The organism is Xanthomonas sp. JAI131 (assembly GCF_013410075.1).
Taxonomy (GTDB): domain Bacteria; phylum Pseudomonadota; class Gammaproteobacteria; order Xanthomonadales; family Xanthomonadaceae; genus Xanthomonas_A; species Xanthomonas_A bonasiae.
Genome location: NZ_JACCCN010000001.1, coordinates 812,856 through 832,732 on the forward strand (window position 1 = coordinate 812,856; position 19,877 = coordinate 832,732).

A 19,877-nucleotide genomic window follows, 5' to 3' on the forward strand; every position below is an offset into this window, starting at 1 on the left:
GCGTGGGGTTCTCGTATCGGGCGTCGGCAAGCAAGCGGTTGGCAAGCAAGCGAAGTGAGGCGGTTGGGTCGGCATAGCCGGCGCCGGAGCGTTTCCCGTTATTGTCTCAGCAGCCCGAAGCCCGTGGGCAAGAGGATCGCAGATGCAAGATGCCAGCATGAGCCTGTCCGGAGTATCCTCCAGCAGCGACCGCCCGGACTGGGCGGAGGGGGCGGACAATCGCTTGAACATCGTCATCGTCGACGATCAGACGTCCGCGCGCACCATGCTGCGCCACGTGATCGAGGACATCGCCCCGGAACTCACCGTCCGCGACTTCGGCGACTCGCAGGCTGCCCTGGCCTGGTGCGAGGCCGGCAAGGTCGACCTGTTGCTGCTCGACTACCGCATGCCCGGCATGGACGGGCTGGAATTCGCGCGGCGGCTGCGGCGCCTGCCCAAGCACCGCGACATTCCGATCATCCTGATCACCGTGGTCGGCGACGAGCCGATCCGCCAGGCCGCGCTGGAAGCCGGGGTCATCGACTTCCTGGTCAAGCCGATCCGCCCGCGCGAGCTGCGCGCGCGCTGCCACAACCTGCTGCAGCTGCGGCTGCAGAGCGAGAACATCAAGCAGCGCGCGATGTCGCTGGAGCAGCGCCTGCTGGCGAGCATGCGCGAGGTCGAGGAACGCGAGCGCGAGACCCTGTCGCGGCTGGCGCGGGCGATCGAGTACCGCGACGCCGGGACCAGCGCCTACCTGGAGCGGATGGCGCACGTGGCCGGCCTGATCGCCGAGCAGCTGGGCCTGTCCGAGGACGAGGTGCGGGTCATCGAGATGGCCGCGAGCCTGCACGACATGGGCAAGATCGCCATTCCCGATGCGGTGCTGCTCAAGCCCGGCAAGCTCAACGAGGAAGAGATGGCGGTGATGCGCATGCACCCGCGCATCGGCTACGAACTGCTCAGCGGCAGCCAGAACCGCTTCATCCAGGTCGGCGCGCTGATCGCGCTGCGCCACCATGAGCGTTACGATGGCAGCGGATACCCCGACGGACTGGTCGGCGAAGCGATCCCGCTGGAGGCGCGGATCGTGGCGGTCGCCGACGTCTTCGACGCGCTGATCTCGCCGCGTCCCTACAAGGAAGCCTGGACCATGGATGCGACCCTCGCCTATCTCTACGCGCAACGCGGCCGCCTGTTCGACCCGCGCTGCGTGGACGCGCTGTTCCGCGGGCGCGAGCAGTTGCATCTGATCTGCGAGAAGTTCTCGAGCGCCTCGGTCCGGCCGGGGGTCGCGCTGTGAAACCGCGGCTGGAATGGATCAGGGCCCGCTTGCGACAACGCACGGACACCGAACACGGGCAGACGCTGATCCGGGTCGGCATCTTCCTGTGCGTCATCGTCTGCATGACGATCGCCGAAAAGCTGGGTCAGCTCGCACCCGATGTATACCTGACATCGGTGCTGATGAGCGGCGTCGGCGTGCTTGTCGGTCTGGCGCTGTTCGCCGCGATTCTGGTGCGGCCAGGGACGTCGAACGTTCGGCGCGTCATCGGCATGGTGACCGACTATGGCCTGATGACGGTGGCGATGATCCTGCAGGGAGAACCGCTGGCCTGGCTGTACGTCATCATCATGTGGGTCACCGTCGGCAATGGCCTTCGCTACGGAAACCGCTATCTGATCGGCGCCGTGGTGTCCGCCTGCATCAGTTTCGGTTGCGTGGTCCTGCTCAATGGCTACTGGCGCGAGAACATCACGCTGAGCGCCGGGCTGTGGGCCGGTCTGATCGCCATTCCCATGTATCTGTCGGGGCTGCTGCGGCAGTTGACCCAGGCGACCGCGGAGGCGCGGCGCGCCAGCGAAGCCAAGAGCCGATTCCTTGCCAACATGAGCCATGAGTTCCGGACCCCGTTGAACGGGTTGTCCGGCATGACCGAAGTCCTGGCCACCACCAAGCTGGACGCGGAACAGCGCGAGTGCGTGGGCACCATCCAGGCCTCCGCGCGCAGTCTGCTGTCCCTGGTGGAAGAGGTGCTGGATATTTCCGCCATCGAGGCGGGCAAGATCCGCACCGAGAAACACGATTTCTCGCTGCGCGAGACGCTGGCGCAGATCGGTTTGATCCTGCAGCCGCAGGCGCGCGCCAAGGCGCTGGGCTATCACCTGGAGGTCGCAGCCGATGTGCCGGACAATGTGCGTGGCGACGCGGGGCACCTGCGGCAGATCCTGTTGAACCTGGCCGGCAACGCGATCAAGTTCACCAACATGGGGCGGGTGGACATCCGTGTCCGGATACAGCGCAACGATGCCGGCGAACCGTTCCGGTTGAGTTTCGACATCGTCGACACCGGGATCGGCGTGCCGCCCGCGATGCGCCCGCGCCTGTTCGAGGCCTTCGAGCAGGCGGACGTGGGCCTGTCCCGGCGCTACGAAGGCACCGGCCTGGGAACCACGATCGCCAAGGGCCTGGTCGAAGCGATGGGCGGCAGCATCGGCTACCAGGAGAGTCCTCCGCGCGGGAGCCGTTTCTGGTTCGAGCTGCCGTTCGAGGCGGCCGCCGCCGCGCCGCTGTCCAGCACCGCTCGGGATGGCGCAAGCGAAGAAGAGCCGTCGCCGAGCGGCAACATCATCGCGTTCACGGATCCGTTCTTGCGCCACCGTGCGCGGGTGCGCAGCATGCGCATCCTGGTCGCCGACGATCATGCGGCCAACCGCATGGTGCTGCAGCGCCTGCTGCAAAAGGCCGGCCATCGCGCGATCTGTCTCGATGGCGCGGAAGCGGTGCTCGATGCGCTTGCCGAAACCGATTTCGATGCCGTCATCGTCGATCTGCACATGCCCGGGATGAGTGGCCTGGACATGCTCAAGCACCTGCGGATCATGCAGGCCGGCCGCTCGCGCACGCCGGTCGTGGTGCTCAGCGCGGACGTCACGCCGGAGTCGATTCACCGCTGCGAACAGGCCGGCGCACATACGTTCCTGGCCAAGCCGGTGGTGGCCTCGCGGCTGCTGGACACGCTGACGGATATCGCCACGGACGGCAGGTTGCGCCCGGCCGAACCGCAATCGCGGCTTTCCAAGGAGGGTGTGTTGGATTCGTCCGTGCTCGACGAACTGGCCGGTCTGGGCATGGGCGACGGATTCGAGCGGGAATTCATTTCCCAGTGCCTCAACGATGCCGATGGCTGCCTGGGCGGAATGCAGGTGGCGGGCGAGTCCGAGAATTGGGAGCGGTTGCGCGAACATGCGCATGCGGTAAAGGGCGTGGCGAGCAACCTGGGGCTGGTGAAGATGGCCAACCTTGGCGGCGAACTGATGCGGATGGCGGATTGGCAGATGCGCAGCGAGTGGCGGCAATGCCTGGCGACGCTCAATGCCAGCCTGACCGAGGGCAGGGAGGTGCTGGACCTGCGGGCGCTGCGAAGCAGTCAGCAGGACGGCAACGAGCTGCGCTGAGGGGAAAGCCCGGCATACGGCCGGGCCCGGCCCCTTCCGGTCCGAGTCTTCTAGGCGAGCGCGGCGACGTTGTGCGCGCGCCGCGTCTGCGCCCGCACCAATCGGTCCATCATGCGTAGCGACTTGTCGTCGAGCGCAAGCGCCGTGTCTACCCAGACTTCGGTGATGTCCATCAGTTCCCGCAATGACACGTGTTGCGAGATGCGGCGTGCCGCGTTCATCGCGAGATAGGACAGCTTGCTGCGCTGCTGGATGCGGATCAGTTCCTCGACCGCCGCCTTTCCCTCGCCCTTGGGGACCAGGATGTCGACCACGCCGAGTGCGTGCATCTGCTCGCTGCTGTAGACGGTTCCCTCCAGAATGATCTTCTCCGCCAGTTGCGGCGATACACGCTGGCACAGGAAGGAATAGGCGCCCATGCCTGGGAACAGGCCGAACATCACCTCCGGCAAGCCCATGCCGACGCCTTCCTCCGCCACGATGGTGTGGCATGCCAACGCCATCTCCAGGCCTCCGCCCAGGGCGTCGCCCTGCAGCAACGCGATGGTCCGTACGTCGCCGCCGAGGCCGGTATGCAGGGTATGCACGCCTTCCACGCAGCGCTTGGCGTAGGCGAGCAAGCTGTCCCTGTCGCGCAGGCGAATGAGCTGGGTAAACAGCTCCAGGTCTCCGCCGAGGTTGAACACATTCGCATCCGAAGCCAATACGAAGTGCCGCAGTTGCCCGCGCTGCAGCGCATTGCCGCCGCTCAGGGTGATCGCATCGGTAAAGCTCCACATGTCGTCGAGCAGATCGTCCCTGAAGCACGGTCGCGAGCCGATGGCCGCGTCGTTGTGCATGAACATCCAATGCGCGTTGCCATCCACGCTCGACTCGACGCGGATGGTGGGGAAGCTGGGGTTGAAGAAGCGTTTGTCAACGTTCATGGGATTTCCTCGGTGTTTTGGTTGGCGGCGAAACGGCGTGCGCAGGGGCCGGGAAGCGGCGCGCGAGCCGATGCTACACCTACGTAAACTGAGGACTGATGGCGACGCAGACGGAGAAATTCGCGTCTGCTGGCGCGCGTGGCTGGCTGCAGCCACGCGGCTTGACGGCAGGGGCCGCGAAGGGGAGGGCAGGGCCTTCCCTTGCCCGGGCGGCGTGGACCCGCAGTCCACGCCAGCGGCGACCTAGGCTGCCGGCGGACTGTCGCGCAATTCCCGCCGCAGGATCTTGCCGACATTGGTCTTGGGCAGTTCCTTGCGGAACTCGACGATGCGCGGATGCTTGTAGCCGGTCAGGTTGGCGCGGGCGTGGGCCTTGACGTCCTCGGCGGTGAGGTTGGGGTCCTTCTTGACGATGACCACCTTGACCACTTCGCCGGATTTCTCGTCCGGGACCCCGACCGCGGCCACTTCCAGCACGCCGGGCATCATCGCGATCACGTCCTCGACCTCGTTCGGGTACACGTTGAAGCCGGAGACCAGGATCATGTCCTTCTTGCGGTCGACGATGTAGAAGAAGCCCTGCGGATCCATCCGCGCCATGTCGCCGGTGTGCAGCCAGCCGTCGGCATCGATGGCGCCGGCGGTTTCCTCGGGACGGCGCCAGTAGCCCTTCATCACCTGCGGACCCTTGATGCACAGCTCGCCGACCTCGCCGGGCGCCATGGTCTTGCCCTGGTCGTCCTTGACGCAGGCGTCGGTGGACGGGATCGGCAGGCCGATGGCGCCGTTGTATTCCTTCAGCGTCAGCGGGTTGATGCAGGCGGCGGGCGAGGTCTCGGTCAGGCCGTAGGCCTCGACCAGAGTCACCCCGGTCACCTGCTTCCAGCGCTCGGCCACGGCGCGCTGCACCGCCATGCCGCCGCCCAGGGTGAACTTCAGCGTCGAGAAATCCACCTTGTCGAAGCCGGGCGTGTTGAGCAGGCCGTTGAACAGCGTGTTGACCCCGGTGAAGGCGGTGAAGCGGGTCTTCTGCAGCTCCTTGACGAAGCCGGGCATGTCGCGCGGATTGCTGATCAGGTGGTTGAGGCCGCCGAGCTTCATGAACACCAGGCCGTTCGCGGTCAGCGCGAAGATGTGGTACAGCGGCAGCGCGGTGATGATGACTTCCTTGCCTTCCTCCAGCTTGCCGGTCGCCGCGATCCAGGCGCCGGCCTGCAGCATGTTGGCGACCAGGTTGCGGTGGGTCAGCATTGCGCCCTTGGCCACCCCGGTGGTGCCGCCGGTGTACTGCAGGAAGGCGATGTCGTCCGGCTCGATGTCCAGCTGCGGCAGCGTGTGCAGGCGGCCCAGGGTCAGCGTGTCGCGGAAGCGCACCGCGTTGGGGATGTCGTAGTCGGGCACCAGCTTCTTGACGTACTTGAGCACGAAGTTGACCAGCGCGCCCTTCGGGAAGCCGAGCATGTCGCCCAGGCCGGTGGTGATGACCTGCTTGAGCGGGGTGTCGGCCAGCACTTCCTGCACGGTCTTGCCGAAGTTGTCGATCACCACGATCGCGCTGGCGCCGGAGTCGATCAGCTGGTGGCGCAGTTCGCGCGGCGTGTACAGCGGATTGACGTTGACCACGGTCATGCCGGCCAGCAGCACGCCGAAGGTGGCGATCGGGTACTGCAGGCAGTTGGGCATCATCAGCGCGACGCGGTCGCCCTTCTTGAGCTGCAACTCGCCCAGCAGGTAGGCGGCGAAGTGCCGGGCCAGTTCGCCGGCCTCGCGGTAGGTCAGGGTCTTGCCGAAGTTGCAGTAGGCCGGACGGTCGCCGAACTTGGCGACGGAGGTTTCGAAGACGGCGGCGACGGACCGGTACTCGTTGACATCGATCTCGGCGGGAATGCTGGCCGGATAACTCTGCAACCACGGACGTTCCTGACTCATGTACTCCCCCCTCGTGTGGAATGCTGCCGCACGCCGACGCAACGCTGCGGCGTGGCGAGTGGCAGGATACCGTTCCGCATGGAAAAGGCGAAGCCGAGGAGGAATCCGGATGCGACAGGCATGGGCGTGGGGATGGGGATGCGCGTTGCTGCTGGCCTTGCCCGGCTGCCAGCGCGATTCGGCGGAACAGCGGCTGCGCAAGGACATCGCCGCCATGCAGGAGGCGGTGGAGGAACATCGCCTGCGCGATGCGATGGCCGCGGTGGCCGACGATTTCGCGGGCGAGGCGGGGATGGATCGTGCTGCGCTGCACAACCTGTTGCGCGCGCAATTCCTGGCCAACGCGCGGATCGGGGTGAACACCGGACCGCTGTCGATCGCGCTGCAGGGCGACGACGCCACGGTACGGTTCGACGCGGTGGTCAGCGGCGGCGATGCGCGTGTGTTGCCGGAGCGGGTCCGGCGCTACGAGGTGGTCACCGGCTGGCGCGAGCAGGACGGGCGCTGGCGGCTGCGGCATGCGCAATGGAATGCAGCGCCGTAGCGAGCCGTGCGCAGCGCCAAACGGCAATCGCCCCGTTCGGGAAACGGGGCACCTTCAGTACGGTCTGTCTGGCGGGCAAAGACCCGTTGTTTCGAAACGCGGTGCCGATGAAAAGGCGGTGCGCGTGCGTGGCGGTGCGTCCCCGCGCGAGCGTGCGCGGCGCCCGTGCAGGCGCCGCGCCGCCATGGCCGCTCAGGCCGCCTTGCGCGCCGCCAGCTGGCGCAGCACGTACTGCAGCAGGCCGCCGTGCTTGAAGTACGCCACTTCCTTCGGCGTCAGCAGCAGCACCTTGACCTGGAACTGCTTGACGCTGCCGTCGGCCTTCTTCGCATCGACGGTGGCGCGCTTGCTGGCGCCGTCCTGCAGCCCGGTGATGTCGAACACCTCCGAACCGTCCAGGCCCAGCGACTGCGCGTTCTCGTTGTCCAGGAACTGCAGCGGCAGCACGCCCATGCCGACCAGGTTGGAGCGGTGGATGCGCTCGAAGCTCTCGGCGATCACCGCCTTGACCCCGAGCAGGTTGGTGCCCTTGGCCGCCCAGTCGCGCGAGGAGCCGGTGCCGTACTCCTTGCCGGCCACGACCACCAGCGGCACGCCGTCGGCCTTGTACTTCATCGCCGCGTCGTAGATCGCCAGCTTCTGCGGCTGCGCGCCGTCGGGCCCGCGGTACAGCGTGTTGCCGCCTTCTTCGCCGCCGAACATCAGGTTCTTGATGCGGATGTTGGCGAAGGTGCCGCGCACCATCACGTCGTCGTTGCCGCGGCGGCTGCCGTAGCTGTTGAAGTCGGCCGGCTGCACGCCGCGTTCCTGCAGGAAGCGGCCCGCCGGCGAGTCCTTCTTGATGTTGCCGGCCGGGGAGATGTGGTCGGTGGTGATCGAGTCGCCGAACAGGCCGAGCACGCGCGCGCCGTGCACATCGTCGATGTTGCCGACCTGCATGGTCATGCCGTCGAAGTAGGGCGGGTTCTTGATGTAGGTGGAGGCCGCGTCCCAGGCGTACAGCTCGCCGTCGGGCGAGGCGATCGCGGCCCAGCGGCTGTCGCCCTTGAACACGTCGGCATAGTTCTGCTTGAACATCTCCGGGCCGACCGTGGCGGCGATGGTGTCGCCGATTTCCTTGTTGCTCGGCCAGATGTCGCGCAGGTATACCGGCTGGCCGTCGCTGCCGGTGCCCAGCGGGTCGCGGCTCAGGTCGATGTCGGTGGTGCCGGCGATGGCGTAGGCGACCACCAGCGGCGGCGAGGCCAGGTAGTTCATCTTCACTTCCGGGTGCACGCGGCCTTCGAAGTTGCGGTTGCCCGACAGCACCGAAGCCACCACCAGGTCGTCCCTGGCGATCGCCGCCGACACGTCGTCCGGCAGCGGGCCGGAGTTGCCGATGCAGGTGGTGCAGCCGTAGCCGACCACGTAGAACCCCAGTCGTTCCAGGTCGTCCATGACCCCGGCCTTCTTCAGGTAGTCGGTGACCACCAGCGAACCCGGCCCGAGCGAGGTCTTGACCCAGGGCTGCGCCTTCAGGCCCTTGGCCACGGCATTGCGCGCCAGCAGCCCGGCGCCGAGCATCACCGCCGGATTGGAGGTGTTGGTGCACGAGGTGATCGCGGCGATCACCACCGAACCGTCGCGCAACTGCCAGCCGGCGCCGCTGTCTTCGCCGGTCTCGGCCTGCGAGGCCTTGGCGCCGACCGCGGTGCCGCCGCCGCCTTCGTTCTTGAGCCGGTCTTCCTGCTTGAGGTCGCTGTGGCGCTTGTGGCGCGCTTCGGCGAAGGGCACCAGGTTGTCGCGGAAATTGCGCTGCATGTCTTCCAGCAGCACCCGGTCCTGCGGCCGCTTGGGGCCGGCCAGCGATGGCTTGACCTGGCCCATGTCCAGTTCCAGCGTGGCGCTGTAGTCGGCGTGCGCGGTGTCGGCGTCGTGCCACAGGCCCTGCGCCTTGGCGTAGGCCTCGACCAGCGCGATCTGCTCCTCGCTGCGCCCGGACAGGCGCAGGTAGGTCAGCGATTCGGCGTCGACCGGGAAGATGCCGCAGGTGGCGCCGTACTCCGGCGCCATGTTGCCGATGGTGGCGCGGTCGGCCAGCGGCAGGTGCTGCAGGCCCTCGCCGAAGAACTCGACGAACTTGCCGACCACGCCGTGCTTGCGCAGCATCTGCGTCACCGTCAGCACCAGGTCGGTGGCGGTGGCGCCTTCGGGCAGCCTGCCGGTCAGCTTGAAGCCGACCACCTGGGGGATCAGCATCGACGAGGGCTGGCCGAGCATCGCCGCTTCCGCCTCGATGCCGCCCACGCCCCAGCCGAGCACGCCGATGCCGTTGATCATGGTGGTGTGGCTGTCGGTGCCGAATACGGTGTCCGGATAGGCGATCGCCTCGCCGTCGCGCTCGCCGGTCATCACCACCCGCGCCAGGTGCTCGAGGTTGACCTGGTGCACGATGCCGGTGTTCGGCGGCACCACCTTGAAGTTGTCGAACGCCTTCTGGCCCCAGCGCAGGAAGCCGTAGCGTTCCTTGTTGCGCTGGAATTCGATCTTGCCGTTGAGATCGAGCGCGTCGGCCTTGCCGAACACGTCCACCTGCACCGAATGGTCGATCACCAGTTCCGACGGGATCAGCGGGTTGATCTGCTCCGGGCGCCCGCCGAGCTTGACCACCGCATCGCGCATCGCGGCCAGGTCGACCACGCACGGCACGCCGGTGAAGTCCTGCAGCACCACCCGCGCCGGCATGAACGCGATCTCGGTGTCGGGTTCGGCCTTGGGATCCCACTTCGCCACCGCCTCGATGTGGTCCTTGCCCACGGTGACGCCGCCGTCTTCGTGGCGCAGCAGGTTTTCCAGCAGGATCTTCAGCGAGTAGGGCAGGCGGGAGATGTCGAACTGCTGTCCGAGCTTGGGCAGGCTGAAGTAGCCGTAGGTCTTGCCGCCGACGTGCAGCTGGCTGCGGCTGGAGAACGAATCGCTCATTGCAGATGGCTCCTTTTGCTGATGGCTTGCAACGGCTGCGCCGGAACGCGCGCCTGCTTGCGGCTGCGCCGGGCTCGCTGTGCCCGCCGCTGCATCGCAGTATGCGACAGCGGCGGCGGCGTGCCAGCCCTGGGCTCAGGACGCAAGGTTACACGGGCATGTGTAGTGTCGATGTCATGGCTTGCCGCGCCACTGGCTCATCAGCATCTGCAGGAAGCGCTCGGCACTGGGCGACAGCAGCGCGCCGCGACGGCGCACGATGCCGATCGTGCGCGAGACCACCGGGTTGCCGATCGGGCGAGTGACCAGGGTCGCGTGTTCGCCGTCGGGGGTGGCCATCTTCGGCAGCACCGACACGCCGATGCCGGCCTCCACCATGCCCAGCGAGGTGGACAGATGGGTCACTTCGTAGTGCCAGCTCAGTTTGAGATTCTCGCGCGCCAGCGCGCCGTCGAGCAGGGTGCGGTTGCCGCTGGTGCGGTGCACGGTGATCAGCTGATGGCGGGCCAGGTCGGCCCATTCCACTCGCTTCTTCTTCGCCAGCGGATGGTCGCGCCGGCAGGCGAGCACGAACGGGTCTTCGGCCAGCACGTCGAAATCCAGATTGGGGTCGTTGGCGCCCATGAAGTTGATGCCGAATTCCACTTCGCCACGCTCCACCGCCTGCAGGCCTTCGGTGGCGGGGATGTCGAGGATGCGGAAGCGTACCTTCGGGAACGCCTCGTGGAAGCGCGCCATCACGCTGGGCAGGAAGTAGAACGCGGCAGTGGGCAGGCAGGCGATGGTGACCTGGGCGCCGCGGGTGTCGTCCTGCCCGCGTACCGAGAACAGCGAACCATCGAATTCTTCCAGCATGCGCCGGACCAGCGGCAGCAGGTTCTCGCCGACCGCGGTGGTGGACACGCTGCGCGTGGTCCGCTCCAGCAAAGGCGCGCCGACCGCCTGTTCCAGCTTCTGGATGCGCCGGCTCAGTGCCGGTTGGGAAACGTGCAGCGCCTCGGCGGCGCGGTGGAAGCTGCGGGTCTCGGCCACCAGCAGGAAGGCACGTAGATCGAGGATCTCGCAATTGATGCTCATGAGGTATCAATCATCCAAAAAATAGCAATTCACAGATCAATCTTGCTCATGCCAGTATCGAATCACAGAAGTTAATTGATCTGATTGAGACATCAATCTAGCACACGTATGGCCAACGATCTCACCAGCATTCCCTGCGTCCTGATGCGTGGCGGCACCTCCAAGGGGCCGTTCTTTCTCGCCACGGATCTGCCTGCCGACACCGGATGGCGCGACCGCCTGCTGCTGGAGGTGATGGGTTCGGGGCATCCGCTGCAGATCGACGGCATCGGCGGCGGCAACGCCCTGACCAGCAAGGTCGCGATCGTCGATCGCGCCAGCCGGCCGGACGCGGACGTCGACTATCTGTTCGCCCAAGTCAGGGTCGAGCAGCGCGTGGTGGATACCTCGCCGAACTGCGGCAACATGCTGGCCGCAGTGGGGCCGTACGCCATCGAGAAGGGCCTGGTCGCGGCGCGCCACCCGCGCACGGAAGTGCGGATCCACAACGTCAATACCGGCAAGATCATTCTGGCCACGGTCGAAACCCCGGGCGGGCAGGTGGTGTACCGCGGCGACACCCGCATCGCCGGAGCGCCCGGCAGCGCCGCACCGGTACGGCTGTCGTTCCTGGACGCTGCCGGCGCCAGGACCGGCCGGCTGCTGCCCACCGGCAATGCACAGGACCAGATCCAGGGCGTGCCGGTCAGCCTGATCGATTGCGCCATGCCGATGGTGATGATGCGTGCGCTCGATCTGGGTGTCCGCGGCGGCGAAACACCGGCCGAACTGAATGCGAATCGCGCGCTGCTGGAACGGATCGAGGCGATCCGCATCGAGGCCGGGGTGCGCATGGGCATCGCCGACGCCGGCAGCAAGGTGATTCCCAAGCCGGTGCTGCTGTCGGCAGCCGAGCACGGCGGCGCGCTGCAGGTGCGCTACTTCATGCCCCATCATTGCCACACGGCACTGGCGATCACCGGCGGCGTCGGGATCGCCACCGCCGCGGTCACCGTGGGCACGCTGCCTAACACTTTCGTCGGCTGTGTCGACCTGCCCGCGGAGATTACCCTCGAACATCCGAGCGGTGCCCTGGACGTGAGCTTGAGCCGCAGTTCCGAGAGTGCGCCGGTCGTGGCCAGCGTGATCCGCACCGCCCGGCGTCTGTTCGAGGGCCGCGTGTTCGCGACCTCGCCATCTTCCACCGAAGCAAGCCAATGGACGTCCGCTGCATGACTTGACACCGTCGCGGCGGTGCGCCACGGGTGGCGCGCCGTTCCGACACCACTACGGCAACAACGTTCCACAATCCTGGGAGGGATGATGTACAAGCAGATTCTCAAGGCCGCGCTGGTCGCGGCGACGCTGGCGCTGGCCGCCTGCGGCAAGGGCGCCGCCGAGGGCGGCGGCGCCGACAATGCGCCGGTACGCATCAGCGTCGGCTCCTACAACATCAACAACCTGCCGTTCTTCATCGCCGATGCGAACGGGTACTTCGACCAGGTCGGATTGAAGGTGAAGACCGAGAACTTCGCCCAGGGCGGCTCGAAGGTGCTGCAGGCGCTGGTGGCCAACTCCACCGACGTGGCGGTCGGCTTCTACGACCACACCATCCAGATGCAGGCCAAGCACAAGGACGTGGTGGGTTTCGTGCTGTTGTCGCGCAATTCGGGCCTGGTGCTGGCGGGGCCGGACGACACCACGTTCGATCCGGCCAGGCCGGAGACCATCAAGGGCCTGAAGGTAGGCATCACCGCGCCGGGCTCCTCGTCCGATTTCTTCGTGCGGCACTTCCTGGCCCGGCACGACATACCGGTGGACAGCGTCTCGCTGATCGGGGTGGGTTCCGGTGCGGCTGCCGTGGCAGCGCTGGAACAGCGCAAGATCGACCTCCTGGTGAACTACGATCCTGCTGCCACGCTGATCACCGAGCGCAAGGTCGGCCGCATCATCATCGATGCGCGCAGCGATGCGGGCGCGCGCCAGGTGTACGGCGGCCTGTATCCCACCTCGGTGATGTACGCCAATCGGAGTTTCCTGGAGCGGCGCCCGGATGCGGCCGAGAAGATCGCGCGCGCGCAGCAGATGGCGTTGCGCTTCATCGCCGACAACAGCGCCGAGGACATCGTCGCCGCGTTGCCCGATGCGTACGTGTCCGGCGACCGCAAGACCTACGCGCGCGCCGTCGACAACGCCCGCGCCATCTTCACCCGCGACGGCCGCTTCATCCCCGCCGACCTGCAGACGCCGCTGGCGGTGCTGCGCGAGTTCAACAAGGACGTCGCCGCTGCCCGGATCGATCTGTCCAGGACGTATACGAATGCCTTCGTCGAGCGTGCCGGCGCCGCTGCGCCGGCCGCCCAACCGTAACCTACAAGGGAGACTCCCCATGGCACTCAATGCCACCGTGCGCCAGTTCAATGGCGTGCCGCAGCTGGAGCCTGCGCAGACCATGGTCAGCATCGACCGGATGAGCATGTCCTTCGGCGATTTCACCGCCGTGCGCGACGTCGATATCCAGGTGCGCGACGGCGAATTCCTTGCCATCGTCGGGCCCACCGGCTGCGGCAAGAGCACCATTCTCAATTCCGTGGCTGGCCTGCTCAAGCCCACCGCCGGCGAGATCGCGATCGATGGCAAGCCGGTCGCCGGCGTGCAGGAGGCGGTCGGCTACCTGTTCCAGCAGGACGCCTTGCTGCCCTGGAAAACGGCCTACCAGAACGTCGAACTGGGCCTGCGTTTCCGCGGCGTCGGCGAGGCCGAGCGCAAGCGCAAGGTCACTGCATGGCTGGCGAAAGTCGGCCTGACCGGCTTCGATCACCGTTACCCGCACCAGCTCTCCGGCGGCCAGCGCAAGCGCGTGCAGATGGCGCAGGCGTTGATCGTGGAGCCGAAGGTGATCCTGATGGACGAGCCGTTCTCGGCGCTGGACATCCACACCCGGCACCTGATGCAGAACGAACTGCTGCGGCTGTGGCAGGAGGATCGCCGCTCGGTGATCCTGATCACCCACGACCTGGAGGAGGCGATCGCGCTGGGCGACCGGGTGGTGGTGCTGTCCTCCGGCCCGGCCAGCCGGGTCGTGCGCAGTTTCGACGTGGACCTCGAGCGCCCGCGCAACGTGGCGGAGATCAAGCTGGACGAACGTTTCACCGATCTGTACCGCGACATCTGGGCCTGCCTGCGCGGCGAAGTGGAGAAGAGCTATGCACGACAAGACTGACCGTTTCCTGCAGATCGCCCTGGTGGCCGCCGTGTTCGGCGGCTGGCAGGCCGGCAACGCGCTGGGCTGGATCGACCCGTTCTTCTTCCCGGCGCCATGGGAGATCTGCAAGCAGATGTACGCCTGGCTGGCCGACACCGCGTTCTACCAGCACGTGTACATCACCCTGGCCGAAACCGCGCTGGGCTACCTGATCGGGACCGCGTTGGGCGTGGCCGGCGGCGTCTGGCTCGGGCTGAGCCGCCGCTCCGCGCGCATCCTGGATCCGTTCATCAAGGGCTTCAATGCGATCCCGCGTGTGGTCCTGGCGCCGATCTTCGTGCTGTGGCTGGGCCTGGGCCTGTGGTCGAAGGTCGCACTGGCGGTGACGCTGGTGTTCTTCACCACGTTCTTCAACGCCATGCAGGGCGTGCGCGAAGTCAATCCGGTGGTGCTGGCCAACGCGCGCATCCTCGGTGCCGGGCGCCGCGACCTGCTGCGCCACGTATATTTCCCGGCGGCGGCGAGCTGGATCCTGTCCTCGCTGCGCACCTCGGTGGGCTTCGCGGTGGTCGGCGCCATCATCGGCGAGTATCTGGGCGCATCGGCGGGCCTGGGCTATCTGATCGCGCAGGCCGAAGGCAATTTCAACGCGGTGGGCGTGTTCGCCGGCATCATCATCCTGGCCGCCTTCGTGCTGGTCATCGATGCGCTGCTCGACCTGGTCGAGAATCGCGTCATCACCTGGCGCCCCAACGCGTCGCAGTCCGCCACCAGCTGACGCCTGGCCCGGCGGCGCCGGTTGCCGGCGCCGCCGCGGCCTTCGCCTTTTCCGCACCCACCAGATACCGGACAGCATCCGGCCAGGCGCCGACTGGCCGGGGAGAGAACCCATGCAAACGTTCCATGTGCTGCCCCGTGCAGCGCTGTCGGTGGCGCTCGGCCTGTTGTTGGCCAGCGGCCACGCCGGCGCCCGGACCTCCGACGTGCCGCCGCCGCTGAGCCAGGCTGAACTCACCGCGCTGGTCCGGCAGCAGGCCCGGCAGATCCAACAGCTCGAAGCGCGGCTACGCGCCGTCGAGGGGGCTGCCGCGCCGATCGCCGGCACAGCGGCGCCGCCGGCGGCGCTCGAACAACGCGTAGCGGCCGTGGAAGCCGCACAGTCCAGGGCACCACGGGTGTCGTGGTCGAAGGGCGCGCCGGAGTTCAGCAGCGCCGATGGCGAGGCGACCTTCCGTCCCCGCGGGCGCCTGTTCGCCGACCAGTCCAGCACCTCCGGGTCCGACCACGCGGCGCGCAACCTGTCCGGTACCGAAATCCGTTCCGTCCGCCTGGGTGCCGAAGGCCGCTACGGCGTCCTCGGCTATGTGGTGGAAGGCGACTTTGCCGACAACGAGGTGGCCTGGAAGTCGGTGTACGCCACGGTCGACCACCGCTTGTTCGGGCAGGCGGCCGAACTGACCGTCGGCAACCGCCTCAACGATCGCGGCCTGGACGGATCCAGCAGCACCTCCAACACCCCGTTTCAGGAGCGCAACGTGGTCGGTACGCTGGTGCTGCCGCAGCGCGGCTTGTTCGGCGTGGGCCTGACCGAACGGGTCTATGGCAAGGCCTGGCATGCCAGCGTGTCGGCGGCCGGCAACGACCTCAACAACAGCGGCAGCGACAACGACAGCCTGACCTGGGCCACGCGCGCGCACTGGAATCCGCTGCTCGGCAAGCACGCCACCGTGCACCTGGCCGGCTGGGCCTTCCACGAGGAACTGTCCCGCGACGCGTCCGGGGTGCTGCGCGCTTCGGCGATCGGCGGGCATTTCAACGATGAGGTCAAGGTGGCGCCGGGCGCGCTGGCCGGCGCCGAGCGCAGCACTGCCTGGGGCCTGGAGGCGGCGGGCTTTTTCGGTCCGTTCTGGACCAGCGGCGAGTGGGGCACGCGCAACGTGCGCGGGATCGGCGCGCGTGGCCGCTACGCTCTGGACCACCAGGCCTGGGCGGTCGGGGCAGGGTGGTTCGTGTCCGGCGCGCTGCCGGCGTATTCGGCCAAGGCGGGGACCTGGGGCAGGGTGAAAGTGGCCGAACCGGTGGGGGCCGGCGGATGGGGCGCGTTCGAGCTCAAGGCGCGCTACGAGGACGTCGACTATGCGCACCTGCCGAGCGGCGGTACCGGGCGTGCATGGACCGCCGGCGGCAACTGGTACCTGAACGACTACAGCCGGATCATGCTCGATGTCGTGCGCTGGCGCACCGACAACCGCAGCGGCGCCTACCTCGGGCCGGACCAGGGCACCACCGTCAATACGCGGCTGCAACTGGCGTTCTGAGCGGCAGCGGCGTCCGCGGGTGAATCGCGTCCTGGAGCGCAGGTCGTCTCGGTAATGGCGGTATGCCATCTGAGGTATGTATAATTCATGCATACCTTGGAGGTCCACCGATGGAAGCCACCGTTGCCGAGCGCGGCCAGATCACCCTCCCCAAGGCGGTGCGCGATGCCTTGGGCCTGACCAAGGGCACGCAGTTGACCGTCGAGCTGGAAGGCGGCCGAATCATCCTGCGCAAGAGCGTGGACGACGCCATTTCCCGCGCGCGCGGCAAGTTCGCGCTGGACGGTTTCGCCTCGTCCGACGCCGCGGTGAAGGCTGTCCGTGACGAAGACTGAGCCGGCGATGATCGCGGTCGATGCCCCGGTCCTGATCGAGTTGCTCAGCAACGGTCCGCAGGCCGATGCGGTCGAAGCCTGCCTGCGTCAGAACCTGGTCGGTGGGCGCGTGGTGGTCTGCGCCGCAACGCTGGCCGAGCTGTGCGCCGCGCTGCGCGGCGGCGCCGAAGTGCTCGAGGCGCTGGAGGAAATGGGCGTGCATTTCAATGCGCTGGAAGCTAAATCCGCGTTGCGCGCCGGCGAGATGCAGCGCCGCCACCGGCAGCGCGGCGAAGGCCGCCGCAGCCTGGACGCTTTCATGGTGGGGGCGCACGCACTGCTGCAGTGCGATGGCCTGATCACCTGGAACGAAAAATTCTATCGCGACTACTTCAAGGGCCTGAAGCTGATCGTGCCGCAAGCCTGAGCCCACTTCATTTTTTTAAACCGCATTCTTCCCGAAGAATCATCTGGAGTTGCCATGTTGGAAGCCTACCGCCACCACGTCGCAGAGCGCGCCGCGCTCGGTATCCCGCCGCTGCCGCTGAGCGCGCAGCAGACCGCCGAGGTGGTCGAGCTGCTGAAGCAGCCGCCCGCCGGCGAAGAACAGTTCCTGGTCGAGCTGCTGAGCCAGCGCGTGCCGGCCGGCGTCGACGACGCGGCCAAGGTCAAGGCGTCGTACCTGGCCGCGGTCGCCTTCGGCAGCGAGCAGTGCACGCTGATCTCGCCCAAGCGCGCCACCGAACTGCTGGGCACCATGCTCGGCGGCTACAACATCCACCCGCTGATCGAGCTGCTGGACCACGCCGAGCTCGGCGCGGTGGCCGCCGAAGGCCTCAAGCACACGCTGCTGATCTTCGACGCGTTCCACGACGTGCAGGAAAAGGCCGAAGCCGGCAACGCGCACGCCAAGGCGGTGCTGCAGAGCTGGGCCGACGCGGAGTGGTTCACCAGCAAGCCGGAAGTGCCGCAGAGCCTGACCGTCAGCGTGTTCAAGGTGCCGGGCGAGACCAATACCGACGACCTGTCGCCGGCGCCGGACGCGACCACGCGCCCGGACATCCCGATGCACGCGCTGGCGATGCTGAAGAACAAGCGCGACGGCGCCGCGTTCGTGCCGGAAGAAGACGGCAAGCGCGGCCCGATCCAGGCGATCGCCGACCTCAAGGCCAAGGGCCACCTGGTCGCCTACGTCGGCGACGTGGTCGGGACCGGGTCCTCGCGCAAGTCGGCGACCAACTCGGTGCTGTGGTGGACCGGCGAGGACATTCCGTTCATTCCGAACAAGCGCTTCGGCGGCGTGTGCCTGGGTTCGAAGATCGCGCCGATCTTCTACAACACCATGGAAGACGCCGGCGCGCTGCCGATCGAGCTGGACGTGTCGCAGATGGAGCACGGCGACGTGGTCGAGCTGCGTCCGTACGACGGCAAGGCGCTGAAGAACGGGCAGGTGATCGCCGAGTTCGCGATGAAGTCCGACGTGCTGTTCGACGAAGTGCGCGCCGGCGGCCGCATCCCGCTGATCGTCGGCCGCGGCCTGACCGCCAAGGCGCGCGAGTTCCTCGGCCTGCCGCCGTCGGACCTGTTCCGCCTGCCGATGGTGCCGCCGGACACCGGCAAGGGCTTCTCGCTGGCGCAGAAGATGGTCGGCCGCGCCTGCGGTCTGGCGGAAGGCCAGGGCATGCGCCCGGGCACCTATTGCGAGCCGAAGATGACCTCGGTGGGCTCGCAGGACACCACCGGGCCGATGACCCGCGACGAGCTGAAGGACCTGGCCTGCCTGGGCTTCTCCGCCGACCTGGTGATGCAGTCGTTCTGCCACACCGCCGCATATCCGAAGCCGGTGGACGTCAAGACCCACCACACCTTGCCGGAATTCATCTCCACCCGCGGCGGCGTGTCGCTGCGCCCGGGCGACGGCGTGATCCACAGCTGGCTCAACCGCATGCTGCTGCCCGACACGGTCGGCACCGGCGGCGACTCGCACACCCGCTTCCCGATCGGCATCTCGTTCCCGGCCGGCTCCGGCCTGGTCGCGTTCGCCGCCGCCACCGGCGTCATGCCGCTGGACATGCCGGAGAGCGTGCTGGTGCGCTTCAAGGGCGAGATGCAGCCGGGCGTGACCCTGCGCGATCTGGTCAACGCGATCCCGCTGTACGCGATCAAGGACGGCCTGCTGACCGTGGCCAAGCAGGGCAAGAAGAACATCTTCTCCGGCCGCATCCTGGAGATCGAAGGCTTGCCGAACCTGAAGGTGGAGCAGGCGTTCGAACTGTCCGACGCCTCGGCCGAACGTTCCGCCGCCGGCTGCACGGTGCGCCTGGACAAGGCGCCGATCATCGAATACCTGACCAGCAACATCACCCTGCTGCGCTGGATGATCGCCGAGGGCTACGCCGATGCGCGCACGCTGGGCCGCCGCATCAAGAAGATGGAAGAGTGGCTGGCCGATCCGCAGCTGCTCGAGCCCGATGCCGATGCCGAGTACGCCGCGGTGATCGAGATCGATCTGGCCGACATCCACGAGCCGATCGTGGCGTGCCCGAACGATCCGGACGACGTCAAGACGCTGTCCGAAGTCGCAGGCGCGGCGATCGACGAGGTGTTCATCGGTTCGTGCATGACCAACATCGGCCACTTCCGTGCCGCGGCCAAGCTGCTGGAAGGCAAGCGCGACATCCCGACCCGGCTGTGGGTCGCGCCGCCGACCAAGATGGACGCCTCCGAGCTGACCAAGGAAGGCCACTACGGCACCTTCGGCGCGGCCGGCGCGCGCATGGAAATGCCGGGCTGCTCGCTGTGCATGGGCAACCAGGCGCAGGCGCGCGAGGGCGCCACGGTGTTCTCCACTTCCACCCGCAACTTCCCCAACCGCCTGGGCCGCAACACCAACGTGTACCTGGGGTCGGCGGAACTGGCGGCGATCTGCTCGCGCCTGGGCCGCATCCCGACCAAGGACGAGTACATGGCCGACGTGGGCGTGATCAAGACCAGTGGCGAGCAGATCTATCGCTACATGAACTTCGATCAGATCCAGGAATATCAGGACGTGGCCGATACCGTCGCGGCCTGATCCAGGCGGTCGAACAGTGCAACGAGAAAGCCCGGCGATGCCGGGCTTTTTCGTTTGCGCCTGGCCCTGCAGTAGGGACGGGCCGATGCGGCGACAGCGCTGGCGCAGAA

At 67.2% G+C, this 19,877-nt stretch carries 15 protein-coding genes; 11 read left to right on the forward strand and 4 right to left on the reverse strand.

What is annotated here, in order from left to right; translation table 11 throughout:
* Positions 1 to 142 precede the first annotated feature (142 nt).
* On the forward strand, positions 143 to 1,285 hold the full coding sequence (locus HDC36_RS03320) for a two-component system response regulator (RefSeq protein ID WP_179564411.1): 1,143 nt from the start codon (positions 143 to 145) through the stop codon (positions 1,283 to 1,285).
* Entirely contained in the window at positions 1,282 to 3,441 is a 2,160-nt protein-coding gene (locus tag HDC36_RS03325) for an ATP-binding protein (protein ID WP_179564413.1), read from the forward strand. The genes HDC36_RS03320 and HDC36_RS03325 overlap by 4 nt, the downstream gene beginning before the upstream one ends.
* A gap of 50 nt (positions 3,442 to 3,491) precedes the next feature.
* Here the strand turns inward: HDC36_RS03325 and HDC36_RS03330 are convergent, their stop codons facing one another.
* The gene (locus tag HDC36_RS03330; protein WP_179564415.1) at positions 3,492 to 4,367 is read right to left on the reverse strand and encodes a crotonase/enoyl-CoA hydratase family protein; all 876 of its coding nucleotides are present in this window, start codon (positions 4,365 to 4,367) and stop codon (positions 3,492 to 3,494) included.
* A gap of 243 nt (positions 4,368 to 4,610) precedes the next feature.
* Positions 4,611 to 6,296 (reverse strand): long-chain fatty acid--CoA ligase, encoded by a 1,686-nt coding sequence (locus HDC36_RS03335; RefSeq protein ID WP_179564417.1) that lies wholly within the window; start codon positions 6,294 to 6,296, stop codon positions 4,611 to 4,613.
* A 109-nt stretch (positions 6,297 to 6,405) separates the two neighbouring features.
* Between HDC36_RS03335 and HDC36_RS23415 the strand changes: the two genes are divergently transcribed.
* Positions 6,406 to 6,840: a nuclear transport factor 2 family protein gene (locus tag HDC36_RS23415; RefSeq protein ID WP_255432573.1), complete on the forward strand. Its 435-nt coding sequence runs from the start codon at positions 6,406 to 6,408 to the stop codon at positions 6,838 to 6,840.
* A gap of 192 nt (positions 6,841 to 7,032) precedes the next feature.
* Here HDC36_RS23415 and acnA read toward each other — a convergent pair whose 3' ends face one another.
* Together acnA and HDC36_RS03350 are read right to left on the reverse strand one after the other, a co-directional pair.
* A complete protein-coding gene (gene acnA / locus HDC36_RS03345) occupies positions 7,033 to 9,801 on the reverse strand; it encodes an aconitate hydratase AcnA (RefSeq protein WP_179564419.1) in 2,769 nt (922 codons plus the stop codon).
* 174 nt (positions 9,802 to 9,975) lie between these two features.
* Positions 9,976 to 10,878: a LysR family transcriptional regulator gene (locus HDC36_RS03350; RefSeq protein ID WP_179564421.1), complete on the reverse strand. Its 903-nt coding sequence runs from the start codon at positions 10,876 to 10,878 to the stop codon at positions 9,976 to 9,978.
* A 108-nt stretch (positions 10,879 to 10,986) separates the two neighbouring features.
* On the opposite strand from HDC36_RS03350, the gene HDC36_RS03355 reads away from it, so the two are divergent.
* The 8 genes from HDC36_RS03355 to acnB all read left to right on the forward strand — a co-directional run bounded on the left by HDC36_RS03355 (position 10,987) and on the right by acnB (position 19,767).
* Positions 10,987 to 12,093: a 4-oxalomesaconate tautomerase gene (locus HDC36_RS03355; protein WP_179564423.1), complete on the forward strand. Its 1,107-nt coding sequence runs from the start codon at positions 10,987 to 10,989 to the stop codon at positions 12,091 to 12,093.
* Between the two features lie 87 nt (positions 12,094 to 12,180).
* Positions 12,181 to 13,227, forward strand: a complete 1,047-nt coding sequence (locus tag HDC36_RS03360; RefSeq protein ID WP_179564424.1) for an ABC transporter substrate-binding protein — start codon at positions 12,181 to 12,183, stop codon at positions 13,225 to 13,227.
* Positions 13,228 to 13,246: 19 nt separating this feature from the next.
* Entirely contained in the window at positions 13,247 to 14,080 is an 834-nt protein-coding gene (locus tag HDC36_RS03365) for an ABC transporter ATP-binding protein (protein WP_179564426.1), read from the forward strand.
* Entirely contained in the window at positions 14,064 to 14,840 is a 777-nt protein-coding gene (locus tag HDC36_RS03370; RefSeq protein ID WP_179564428.1) for an ABC transporter permease, read from the forward strand. The genes HDC36_RS03365 and HDC36_RS03370 overlap by 17 nt, the downstream gene beginning before the upstream one ends.
* A gap of 112 nt (positions 14,841 to 14,952) precedes the next feature.
* Positions 14,953 to 16,380, forward strand: a complete 1,428-nt coding sequence (locus tag HDC36_RS03375; RefSeq protein ID WP_179564430.1) for a porin — start codon at positions 14,953 to 14,955, stop codon at positions 16,378 to 16,380.
* Positions 16,381 to 16,490: 110 nt separating this feature from the next.
* On the forward strand, positions 16,491 to 16,715 hold the full coding sequence (locus HDC36_RS03380) for an AbrB/MazE/SpoVT family DNA-binding domain-containing protein (RefSeq protein WP_179564432.1): 225 nt from the start codon (positions 16,491 to 16,493) through the stop codon (positions 16,713 to 16,715).
* A gap of 7 nt (positions 16,716 to 16,722) precedes the next feature.
* A complete protein-coding gene (locus tag HDC36_RS03385; protein ID WP_179565583.1) occupies positions 16,723 to 17,121 on the forward strand; it encodes a type II toxin-antitoxin system VapC family toxin in 399 nt (132 codons plus the stop codon).
* Positions 17,122 to 17,175: 54 nt separating this feature from the next.
* Complete coding sequence (gene acnB / locus HDC36_RS03390; protein WP_179564434.1) at positions 17,176 to 19,767, forward strand: bifunctional aconitate hydratase 2/2-methylisocitrate dehydratase; 2,592 nt, start codon at positions 17,176 to 17,178, stop codon at positions 19,765 to 19,767.
* The last annotated feature ends 110 nt before the right edge of the window (positions 19,768 to 19,877 follow it).